The following is a 12,121-nucleotide window of genomic DNA, read 5'->3' on the forward strand; positions in this document are numbered from 1 at the left end:
CGAGGAGCGTTGTTGTTCTACTTTGAAGGAATAGGTAATTCTATCCCAGTCCTTTCGCTAAAACCAATATTTCCCTGTAGACCTCCTGAGTGGATCATCAATATTTTTGAGCCTTTAGGGAAGTAGTCTTTTTTTATTAGGTCCCAGATTCCGAATGCCATTTTTGCTGTATATATGGGGTCTAGAACTATCTCAAAATTTTCATAAAACCACCAGATAAAATCGATGAGTTCTTCCTTGTATTTGGCGTAGCCACCGAAATGGTAGTTAGTGAAAACCTCGTAGGAACCTCGGCTGTTTAGATCGAATTTATTGATGAGGTCAGCAATTTCTTTGTGAATGAATTCACCTTTTAATGAGGAAAAACCAAGTAATTTCTGATGCTCTGAAAGGGAAGCATATAATCCTGCGAATGTTCCTCCGGTTCCTATGGAAGAGCAAATGTGAGTGTACTGGTTGTCTCCAGAGTCTAAGATTTCTTGGGTGCCTTTGATGGCAAGTTCGTTAGTTCCTCCTTCTGGAATCAAGTAGAAATCCCCGAACTTGTCTTGTAAAGTAGCTAGAAACTCAAGGTCAGTTTTATTTCTATACTTATTTCTATCAATATAATAGAGCTCCATTCCTAGCTCTTCTGCATGTGCCAAGGTTGAATTGAGAGGCTTTGTTCTTTCACCACGAATAATTCCAATTGAAGCTAGATTTTCAGCTTTCGAAGCTTCCGCGGTCGCGTAGATGTGGTTAGAAAAAGCCCCTCCAAAGGTCAGTACTCTGTTTTTTCCTTCGTTTTTAGCTTTTTCCAGATTGTATTTGAGTTTAAAAAACTTGTTACCAGACACTCCAGAATTGACTAAATCAAGACGTTTAATAGCTAATTCAATGCCCTTTTCTTCTAATAAAGAATGTGTGAGAAGTGGAGTCGGAACTGGATTTGGAAGGAGCATTTAGCCTGCTTTTTTACTGAAGTGTCAAAGTTAAGCCTGATAATCCTATTTTTGCAGCATGAGCATGCACCCAGAGGAAGATTTTGATGAGGAGGAGTTAGAACTTTACGAACATTTTAAGTTTGTAATAGACAAAGGACAGACGCCCATCAGGATTGATAAGTTTTTAACAGGCAAAATAGCTTTTGCCACACGCAATAAAATCCAACAGGCCATAGACGCAGGGGCAATTCAGGTGAATGGGGAATCTATCAAGGGGAGTTACAAAGTGAAGCCACTCGATGATATTCGTGTAATGATGGGTAAGCCGCCGCGCGATACTGAAGTTGTGCCTGAGAATATTCCCTTAAATATCGTTTATGAGGATCAACATTTGTTGGTTGTAAATAAGGAGGCAGGAATGGTAGTTCATCCTGCTCATGGCAATTGGTCTGGTACTTTGGTGAACGCGTTGGTATATTACTTTCAGAATTTGCCGGAGATGAAGGGGAATGAAGGTAGGCCGGGATTGGTGCATAGGATTGATAAGGATACCTCTGGTTTGCTGGTGATTGCCAAATCTGAGGATGCGATGACACATTTAGCTTCCCAGTTTTTTCACCATACCATTGAGCGGACTTATTTGGCTTTGGTATGGGGGGAAATAGAAGAAGAGTCTGGAACTGTGACTGGACATGTGGGAAGAAGCGCCAAAAACCGAAAGATAATGGATGTCTTTCCAGATGGGAATCAAGGAAAGCATGCTGTTACGCACTGGAAAGTATTGAAAAGGCTCAGGTATGTGTCTTTAATTCAGTGCAATTTGGAAACTGGTCGTACGCATCAGATTCGTGCTCATATGAAATTTTTAGGGCATCCCTTGTTCAATGATGCCACATATGGCGGAGATAAAATCCGAAAGGGAACTCAATTCTCAAAATACAAGACTTTCGTTCATAATGCTTTTGAGCTATTGCCTAGACAGGCACTTCATGCGATGTCTTTAGGATTTATACATCCTGTGACCAAAGAGAAACTTTACTTCGAAGCCCCCCTTCCAGAAGATTTTCAAGCTGTTTTGGATAAGTGGGAGAACTATGTAAACTTCGAATAATTGTCTGGTTGTTGACAATACTTTAATAATAGCCTCAAATACATGTGATTTTGGCAATAAAATGAGTGTTTTTGAGTCGTATTGGCAATATTGAACGGATTCATTGAAAAATAGTCAATATGGAACATGATTCTACAACGCTTTTTAATGATAATGTATTTTTCAAACGATTTCATTAAAAATAATGTAAATATTCAGTTTTATTTTTGAATTATTTGCAATAAATAAATCGACCTTCTATATTTGAAGTATACAAAGAGGGAAAACAAACGGTTTACACTCTTAAGCACTCAGAATACATTGAAATTACACTACACTGTAGGATGTTGAAATTGGCAGACAAGCCCTCCTGTCTCGGGGGTGGAGGTCATAGGATAAAGCATTTAGCGAGCTCGTAAATTTGCCTAACTACTCCGTGGAGGTTCGAATCCTTCTCCTACAGCAGGTTATTTTGGGTTTATTGTTAATTGACTAAAACCATGAAATTTTGTTTCATGGTTTTTTTTATGCCCTTTGGTTAAGGAGGTTTGATTTTGTAATAGTTATTAATGTCCCAATAAGATTTGGCTTAAATGGCTAATCACCTTCATTATTAAATCATTAATTATAGCGCTTAGAATTGATAGTAAATTATTGATATTGTAATTATTGTATTCTAATTATATGTTCGATGTAAAAAAGTAAATTAAATGTTGTCAGAATTTTAATAAACCAATGATATTTCTAATTTTGACCCAGCAAAATAAAAAATGGTCAGGGTGATTGGCTTTTAGCCGCATTCATGACTTTGCTTATCAGACCTATTAAACTTTGATTTTGTAAAAATCAAGATAATTGGCAAATGGCCAGTTAAGAAGAACATTCACAATTGTAGGATGTTGAAATTGGCAGACAAGCCCTCCTGTCTCGGGGGTGGAGAATCAAGAAAAAAGCGTAATTCAACCGGACTATTGCCTAACTTCTCCGTGGAGGTTCGAATCCTTCTCCTACAGCTTATAAAGCAGCACTTAGGTGCTGCTTTTTTCGTTTAAATTTGACTTAAATGTCTATTTTTAGACAATAAACCGACTGAATGACAGAAGAGCATAGAGATAAGCATTCCAAACATCCTTTTCGAAAGAAAATTTTGAGATGGGTTATGTTTACTTTCTTGTCCATACTTTTTCTTGAGTTCGTTGTCTATTTTGGGTCAAACCTGGTGCTTTCCAGTTGGGCAAGACGAAAAATCAATGAAGCTGCTAAGGATATTTATTTAGTAGACTTTAACCGGGTTAGATTTTCCTTACTTCGGCGCGGAATCTTCATGGATGGCATAGTAATGAAGCCTATGGGTGAGCGTAAGCCAGGCCAAAATCAAGCGTTATTTAATTTGACGTTGGATGAATTAGCGCTAAAAAACCTTTGGTTTAATTTTTCTGAAGGCATCTTATATGTAGGCAAGTTGGAATTTGATAATCCAAATATCAGTATGGATTTGCCACCAATTACAAGTAAACTTGATAGTGATGAGGTAGCTCAAGATCATCAGAAAAATGGTTCTTCGGTAAAAGCCCTTGAAGATGAGTTAAAGAAGATAATTGATAAGATTAATTTCACCGGTGTATACATTAGTGAACTTGAAATCGAACATGCAGATTTATTCTTTTTAAATTTTCTTAGCCAGAATTCATTAAAAGCAGAAAATACCAGGTTGCTAGTAAAGGATATTAACTGGGCAACTAAGGAAGAGTGGGAGACACCATTTAATGCAAGGGGATTTGAATTTGATTTGGACAATGTAAACTTCCCACTTCCTGATGGGGTACATTTTATTCAGTCTGATAAGGTGTATGTCAGCTCCCTTGATAATAGGATTTTAATAAACGGTTTTCAACTTAGTCCGGATAGAAGCATTCAAAGCAAATCCTATTATGACGTCTATTTAAGTGAGCTTCGGGTAGGAAATGTTGATCTGAATGAGGCTTTTATGTCCTCAAATGTTGTTATCGATGAAATTGTTTTAAATGATCCTCGATTTAAAGTTGAACAAAACATTATTAGTGAAAAGGATAGTACTGCAAGTGGGGATCTGAATGAATTGATTGAAGGAATTCTTAAGTCTTTTGAGGTTCAGGAATTATCTGTCAATAATGGTAAGTTCACCACGTATAGTCTTTCAGATACTCTCAAAAATCGTATTGACATTCAGAAGCTTGATTTCAAGATGATTAATTTTTATTTGGGAGCTGATGAGTCCAGAAAAGCCAATCAATTTTTCTATGGCGAAGATGCGGCTATGGATATTCAAAATGCAGACTTGTATTTATCAGATGATGTCCATGTGATCTATGGAGACAGAGTGAGTGTTTCCTCCTTCAAGGATGAGATTATCGTGGAAAATATCCGGATAGAGCCTCGTGAAGATGCCTTAAAAAGTGGTTTGGCGAATCACATCATGCGAATTTCACTTCCTAAACTAGCGCTGACCAAAGCCAATTTGAAACAGCTATATAATGAGGGCATTTTTAACATTGATGAAATGCTCATTCAGTCTCCAAAAGTGGAAATAACTGAACTTAGGCAAAGTAAAGAGAAATCAGAAAGGGTGCCTGTAAAGGAGCTTTTGACGGGATATATGGAAGAGCTTGCTATCGGGAAAATGGATCTCAGAGATGGGGAAGTTCAGTTTAAAAATGATAAGGGAGTAAGAAGCGACGATATTGGTTTTGAAAAATTTAGTTTGTTATTGGAGAAAGTCTTTTTGCAACCAAATCAAGATACAGATGTGAGAAACCAATTCCTTGCTGAGGAAATGGTACTAAGTCTTGATAAATATAGATTGAAGCTTAGGGATAATCTCCATGAGTTTTTGGCTGATAAAGTATTGATCGATAGCAAAAACTCCCTCGTAGTAATAAATAATTTTACGCTAAGACCTGAAAATCCAGATTCTGCCCAGTCTATACTCGATACCTATGGCAAGACTGTAATATTAGATATTTCTGTTCCAGAATTTCGAGTGGAAGGCATAGATCTTATGTCTGCATATTTGGATGAGAAGTTGATAATTAACCGCATTCTAGTCCCTTCTCCAGTCGCTAATTTTACTAGATTCAGAGCAAAAAGTGGCGGATCAACCGCAAGTACTTCTAGTCAAGTGGATTCACCGGATGACATAGAAGAATTACTTACGTCCTATTTTTCTTCGATTCAGATTGATTCTGTAAGCTTTAGTGATGGCCAGGTTCAGTATAAAAACTATGCAGGGAAGAAGAATTTAGCGCTAAGTGAGGATAGTTTATCATTGAGCTTAAAAGGCTTTTACCTTGAAAGAGGACTTGAGAAAAGCTCAGAAAGAACGTTCTTTTCAGATGAAATTGATTTAAAATTAAGACAGTACAACTTCAGCGTAGCAGGTGGGAATTATGATGTAGATACAGATGGTCTGCAGTTTAATTCTCGTTCAAAGACAATTGAAATAGATAATCTTACACTAAGTCCAAGTAGCTCCATCAATAGCAAAATTGCTCTATCCTTAAATCTCCCAAGTGTGTCTTTTGAAGGGGTAGATATAGAGTCTTTCTTATTTGAGAATCAGTTAACCCTAGATAAGCTTGCGGTGGATGGAAGTACAATTAATCTGGAGATTAAAAGAGATTATAAGATAGAAGTCAAAGAAAAAGCCCCTGGGCAACTTTCGGAAAAAACACTACCCAAATCTATTGAACTAGTTTCGATTGGGGCCATTGAGGCGACAAATTCTAAGTTAAGTCTGAATTACAGAATTGGTGAAAGTGATTTTGAATCTATTCAGACAGACTTTGATATAGGGATCAAGGGCTTAATGTTGGATTCCGCAGCAAATGCACGGGAAGATATTGCTGGGCTTTTTGAAGAGATCAGTCTTAACCTTAATGATTTCTCCTACACCTTGCCAGATAGTATTCATACCATTCGCTTCTCTAACTTATATGTAGATAATACTGCAGACGAGACAGTATTCTCAAATTTTGAAATTGTTCCGAGTAGCACAACTGGCAATCCAGGCTCCCCAATTTTATCAGCGAAGATAGATGAACTGGGTGTGAGGAATAATACTATTAGAGATATTCAATCTAGAGGAGTGTTTGACCTTTCGCAACTTAGGCTTTTGAATCCTAAAATTGATATTTACCTAGACACGGCGCGTCAGTCAAGTAAGTCAAAATCCTCTAGAGACTCCCTTAAATTTAAGAATGGAGGGTTAATTGAATCCGTATTACTTCAGGATATCTTAATTGATAATGGAGATATTACCCTTCATAATAAAGAGTCAGGTGAGATTCCGAGAATGGCATTCCATAAAGTCAATTTTGGATTAAAGGAGCTCAACTTCGATTTAATGAATAAAAATTCGGAATTGAGTCCTCAGTTTATACTGGAGAAGGACTTGAGCTTATCTCTTTCTAATTATGAATTTTACACCAAGGATAGTCTTAACAAGCTGAAAGTCGGGACTATACGATACCTTGATAATAACCTCATTATAGATAGTGTTTATTTCCAGCCAGCCTATGGTCGCTATGATTTTTTGCGTAGAAAGGGATATCAGGATAATGCTATGGATGCTTTTGTGAAGGAGGTTAGGCTTGAAGACATAGATTTTGATGCATATTTCATCAACAAAAACCTTAAGGCTCATGTATTAAGAATTAATGGACTTGAGTTGGATGTTTTTAGAGATAAAAGGATACCACTTAAAGAAGGTATCATCAAGCCAATGCCTCAAGAGCTGATGCAAAATGCCGCGTTTGATTTAGAGTTGGATTCCGTGATTGTACATAATGGGCTTGTCCGGTATCAAGAGTTTGCGCCTAAGGCCATGATCCCTGGTTCAATACGGTTTGAGGAAGTAAATGCTTCAATTGCTCCTTTTGTAATGAGGAAAAGTAGCGAGGAATTTCCTCTGAAATCAAGTATGCTATCGGCATCTACAAAGGTGATGGGAGAGGGTGAAGTAAAGCTAAATGCTAATATGTATTTCGGCGCACCTTATCCTATGGATGTTGATGTGGAGTTGGGTGAGTTTGATCTTATGCATCTTAATCCCTTGCTTGCAAATGGAGTATTTATTAAGGTTCTGGATGGAAAAGTAACTGATGGAAAGTGGGGTTTTAGGTTAGATGATGATTTTGCCAATGGGCAAATGAATTTTAAGTACAAAGACCTAAAGATTGAGTTTTTGGATTCTTTAACGTTGGAAAGAGGAACAGGAAAGCTTGGTTTAATGACTTTTCTGGCGAATGCTTTCACAAAAAGCAATAATCCACGAAAATTTTTAAATCGTCGTGTGACTTCACGCATATACTATGAGCGGGACAAGTCAAAATTCATTTTTGCAGGTTGGTGGCGGGCAACTTTCAGTGGACTTAAAGGAAGTTTGGGGCTGGGGCAACCAAAAGTTCCAAAGCGAAAAGAGGAAGACGAGTGATCAGCTTTCAGTGGTCAGTCATAGTTTTCAATACTGAATTCTAGGGATATTTGAGAAATAATTGGTCAAAATTGGAAAATAAGATGTTTTTTGTAAATCCTTTTTCAGTTGGTTTAATGACTGTTGTTAGCTTTTGTAAATGGCTGGATAAACCTTTGATTACGTATTTTGTGGAAATTGCAATCGGGTGAAAGTCTCAATATAAAAATTTCGGGTGGGATTGTAAACCTTTTCAACTTCCAAAGAATTTACCTTACTTATTGGTTCTATTAATAAACTGATAGAAGCTTATCCGCTACAGTGTGATAGTTTCAAGTCAGGCTAAAAAGAGTAGTAATCGCGTGAGCATTCGGTCCTAGTGTAACAAAAAAGCCGAATCTGTCAAGATCCGGCTTTTATGTAAAAGCTAATAGCGATAGCTTTTTATTTTATTTTACCTTCTGTGTCGGTAAAATCACCAGTGATCGAAGATCCACTGTTTTGAGTTACAGTTCCGAATACTGTAAGGGAGTTGCCAGAACCTACAAATTCAATTTTACCTCCACTGTTTAAGTTAAGGTTACCATAGATCACTACAGAACCAGAAAGTTTCAGAGTCGCGTTGACGTGCATCGTATTATTGGCATTCATTTTACCAAATGCCAATGATCCATAAACTTCTGTAACTGATCCGCCATTCATATTGAATTGCTCAAGAACAGCTAGAGATCCGCAGAATAGGAATTTTGAATTGTTATTTAAGCCTCCGATAGAAGCAGATCCTCCGTAAGCCTTTGTCTCGCCACCATTAACATTCATCCAGTAATCACCAGGATAAGTAGGTAAGCCGGTACAAACTGATTCAGTTGGATTACTAGAAACTTTGTTGATTTTCAAAATCTGAAGCCCACCAAAACCAGTAGCTACGAATACAAATTCTTCCTCGTTTCTAACGAAGTTAGAAGATCCGTCAAGATCCAATACGCCAAATTGCTTGATTGCCGAAAGATCAGAAACGTCAGAGATAGAGATACCCGCAGCACCGTTTGCCATGAAGAGCAAGTTGTCATCCACAGAAACTGCGTTTGTTACAATGTCACTTTCATCTACATCTTCAGGGCGGATAGGAATAGCCAATCGGCTAACTAGGCTACCATCTGACATTTTGTAGATGCCAGCACCATTTGCTCCTTCAGATACATATAGATTACCGTTATCGATGTCCAGTGTTCTTTTTGCGCCAGCCACATCTAGTGTTAAAGGGATAGAAACTACTTCAGAAAGGCTGTTTGGATCTAAGATATGAACACCTGAAGTACCACTAAGTACCGCTAATTTGTCACTTCCAAAAGCTACCGCTCTAAGATCCTCCATTTCTGTGGAAGTTCCAGGAGTTTGGACAGCATCAAAGAGACCAATAACTCCATCATTTCCACTGGTTACCGCTGTGTTTGAATTGGTGTTTGCTACATCAGTAGCTACAAAACCCGGTAAAGAAGTATAGACAAAGTCAGAAGTAAATCTTCCGCCGGATACAGATACTGTAATCAAGTTAGCTGGGGAAGTCACGTCTGCATTTTGATCGATGTTGACAGCAGCAGCAAGGTAAAGCTTACCATCCTTGTATTCAAGAGAGCTGATGTCAGTATCTGTGAAAATTGCTTGCTCTGTGATCACAGGGCTGTATGGGCTTGTGATATCAAAAATATCTACCGCTCCTAGGTAGGTTTCACCTTCAGTATTGTAAGAAACGTAGGCATAGTTTCCGTCGATGTCTACATGTGTAGCTCGCAGTGTTTGTCCATTGATTTCTGGAGCGTCTACTTGTGATACTAATACGAGAGGAAGGTCAGAAGCTACTTCCTGAATTCTTCCTGATGGAGCAGAAGGATCGATTAATCCTATCACACCTGCATTATCCATTTTCACACGGGAAGTTAATGTTTGACTGTCAGAATTGATGGTGATTGGACCATCTGAAATTGGATCTGACGTGTCGTTACATGAGTAAAACGCAAAGACAAGGGCAAGGCCGAGTAAATAATGTTTTTTCATAGTTTAATTGTTGAATATCTCGCCATTAAGTTGTAGGGAGAAAAATGAATTTCATATACTTGTTTTTGGAATTTAATTCCGATTGGGTTAATTATTCGAACGATACTATTGATTTAATGTTTTCTTGGATACAAAATTGGTAGATTATTTTGATTTATATCAATATCACTCCTTAAATTTTGATCGCGCAAATGTATGAAGGTTTTTAATTCCTTATACCAGTTTTTCAGATAGTTAACTGGTATGATTAGTTTTTTTTAAGGCAAATTAGGACGTGTTTGCCAGCGCATTAATTAGGATAAATAGGGGGTATGTAAGGTAAGACTGTTAGTTTCTCAGCAATTTGATTTGCTGGGATTTAGCACCCCATCGGATATCCAGAATATACAATCCTGCTTTTTTGGAGAGAAGCCACTCTGACACTACTATGGAAATAGCCTCAGGCGAATTCAATGTAGTAGATGAACCCTCGCCCAGCATATTTACCAGACTTAGAGAAATCTGTTCGTCTTGGTATTGTTGTAGCTGCAAGAGGGAGACAGAGATATCCGACCCAATAGTACTTGGATTAGGATAGGCTATCCAAGCAGTACTTCCTTCGGTAGGATTTACTTGGATTGATTTTGTCTTACTGTAGCTGTAGTTACCGGAGAAGTCTACTTGTTTTAGTCTATAGAAGATATTGCCACCAGATTTCGGTAGATCAGAATCTGTAAAGCTATATTCCACGGGAGCTTCAGAATATCCATTACCTTCCACACGGCCTATGGTTTCCCAGGTTTTTACCGAATTCACGGCACGCTCGATTTCGAAATGGGAATTTTCCCATTCTTTGGCTGTGGACCAGTCGAGTAGGGCAGAGCGGTCTTGGGGTTGGTAGGCGGTGTTGAAGGAAAGGAATTCGACGGGGAGGATGCGGCATGCGCCGTAGTAGGAGGCAGTCCCGGTTACGAAAATTTTGTCAGAAGAGGTGTCAGTAGGGTATGAGCCTGATATTGATCCATTTGGCCTTCTTTCGTTACAGATAACAAGTTGGCCTGAATCTCTTACATATACAGTTCCGCTATTGAAATCCTTTGTAAGCGTTGATTGAATTAATACATCTCCTTTATCATTTACCTGAAGTGATGCGTTACCTGAATTAGTAATGTTTACATCACCCTTAAATGTGACTTTGGAATTATCATTTATCTGGGTAAGTTCACCGATTGAGGTGTTTCCTGCTACGTAGAAAATAGTTTCATCATTTATATATAATTTAGATGTTCCAGAATTTGTTACTGTCAGATCTCCTCCAATGTTAATTTTAGAGCTGTCACTTGCTGTAAAAGGGAAGCCGTTTATACTAACTTTTCCTGTTGTTGTAAATTTTCCTTTCCCAGTAACATTTATTCCATTTCCCCCTCCACCTGATGATATTGTAGTTCCCTTGAATTCCCCTGTTACGTTTAATGTAAATCCATTGCCCGGGGTGGTTGCGCCTGAAACTGTTAAAACACCAGTGGGAAGGACGTTCATAATTCCCCCTGTGCCTCCAGATGTTAAAGTAGTAGTGTTAAGCTTACCATTCAAATTTACAGTTGAAGCTGCAGTTCCGTTTAAAGCTGTTTGATTAGTTACATTGATTACAGTATTTAATCCTGAATTTAAGTAACCTGGGCCTCCATTATCAATAAGAGTTAGATTAGAAGCATTAATTGTAGCAGGCGGTGATAAATTACTTGAATTTGAAATATTTACAATTGCATTATTTGTTGCGCTTATTGATCCAACATTAAGAACTCCACTATTATTTACTGTTAAGATGGTGCCAGTCCCATTCAAAGCTAAAGTGCCACTTAAATTTGATTGACCTTCTAGGTTTATCTTTCCCATCCAGGTATATGAGCCTGTATTTGTATGATTAAAAACCCCTGTTGAAGTATTTGTGAAAGCTGCACTTGACGAGCTTATTGAAACATTAGAGGAATTGATTGTGCCCGAGTTTATTACAGTCCCATTTGAACTAAGTGATAGACCACCTGTTTGGGTACCATTATTATGATAAGTACCATTATTTTGAACCTTAACCACGCCGCTCTGAGTGGATGAATTTGTATAAATTGAATTATCATCTACGGTAACTTGACCATCAATGGTTCTCGAATTTGTGCTAGTTGTTGAACCGAGGAATAAAAGGGAATTGCTTATGATACCATTATTAATAAAAATTCCATTTGTGATTTTTATGGTACCATAATTTGAGGTTTTTCCTGTGCTATTAAATGTTAATTTGCTACCGGGAGGTAAATCACGATCACCTATTAAAGTTCCAGAGACTTGAAGGTTGTATGAGTTATTTGCTACAATTGCCCCTCCTAAGCTTGCATTAGAAGAAATCCGAATTGTAACATTTGTATTGTTACCAAGATTAAATTTACCCCAACCCGTTCCGGAATAGTTCACATTTATTATTGCTCCGTTGTTTCCTGCCAGCAAAGTAAAGTCACTAGTGTTTGTGACATTATAAGTCGTCTGCCCCCACACTTCTCCTCCCCAAAACATCTGGGCGCAACAAAAAATCATAAAAAGGAACAGGAATCTATTCTTCATCAAGGTGTTAGT

Annotated in this window: 5 protein-coding genes; 2 read left to right on the forward strand and 3 right to left on the reverse strand. The window is 37.9% G+C overall.

Features of this window, described 5'->3' with window-relative positions; genetic code table 11:
* Positions 1 to 17: 17 nt before the first annotated feature.
* On the reverse strand, positions 18 to 941 hold the full coding sequence (locus AACZ87_RS21375; RefSeq protein ID WP_339870114.1) for a pyridoxal-phosphate dependent enzyme: 924 nt from the start codon (positions 939 to 941) through the stop codon (positions 18 to 20).
* 58 nt (positions 942 to 999) lie between these two features.
* Here AACZ87_RS21375 and AACZ87_RS21380 point away from each other — a divergent pair, with 58 nt between their 5' ends.
* Both AACZ87_RS21380 and AACZ87_RS21385 read left to right on the forward strand, forming a co-directional pair.
* A complete protein-coding gene (locus AACZ87_RS21380; RefSeq protein WP_339870115.1) occupies positions 1,000 to 2,034 on the forward strand; it encodes an RluA family pseudouridine synthase in 1,035 nt (344 codons plus the stop codon).
* Between the two features lie 1,072 nt (positions 2,035 to 3,106).
* A complete protein-coding gene (locus AACZ87_RS21385; protein WP_339870116.1) occupies positions 3,107 to 7,483 on the forward strand; it encodes a hypothetical protein in 4,377 nt (1,458 codons plus the stop codon).
* A gap of 423 nt (positions 7,484 to 7,906) precedes the next feature.
* Here AACZ87_RS21385 and AACZ87_RS21390 read toward each other — a convergent pair whose 3' ends face one another.
* Entirely contained in the window at positions 7,907 to 9,517 is a 1,611-nt protein-coding gene (locus AACZ87_RS21390) for a hypothetical protein (RefSeq protein ID WP_339870117.1), read from the reverse strand.
* A gap of 327 nt (positions 9,518 to 9,844) precedes the next feature.
* Positions 9,845 to 12,109: a hypothetical protein gene (locus tag AACZ87_RS21395; protein WP_339870118.1), complete on the reverse strand. Its 2,265-nt coding sequence runs from the start codon at positions 12,107 to 12,109 to the stop codon at positions 9,845 to 9,847.
* Positions 12,110 to 12,121 lie beyond the last annotated feature (12 nt).

This window comes from uncultured Algoriphagus sp., assembly GCF_963974365.1.
Classification (GTDB): Bacteria; Bacteroidota; Bacteroidia; order Cytophagales; family Cyclobacteriaceae; genus Algoriphagus.

Coding starts and splice junctions, on each gene's coding strand:
- AACZ87_RS21375 (WP_339870114.1), bottom strand. CDS start 941: ATGCTCCTTCCAAATCCAGTTCCGACTCCACTTCTCACACATTCTTTA.
- AACZ87_RS21380 (WP_339870115.1), top strand. CDS start 1,000: ATGAGCATGCACCCAGAGGAAGATTTTGATGAGGAGGAGTTAGAACTT.
- AACZ87_RS21385 (WP_339870116.1), top strand. CDS start 3,107: ATGACAGAAGAGCATAGAGATAAGCATTCCAAACATCCTTTTCGAAAG.
- AACZ87_RS21390 (WP_339870117.1), bottom strand. CDS start 9,517: ATGAAAAAACATTATTTACTCGGCCTTGCCCTTGTCTTTGCGTTTTAC.
- AACZ87_RS21395 (WP_339870118.1), bottom strand. CDS start 12,109: ATGAAGAATAGATTCCTGTTCCTTTTTATGATTTTTTGTTGCGCCCAG.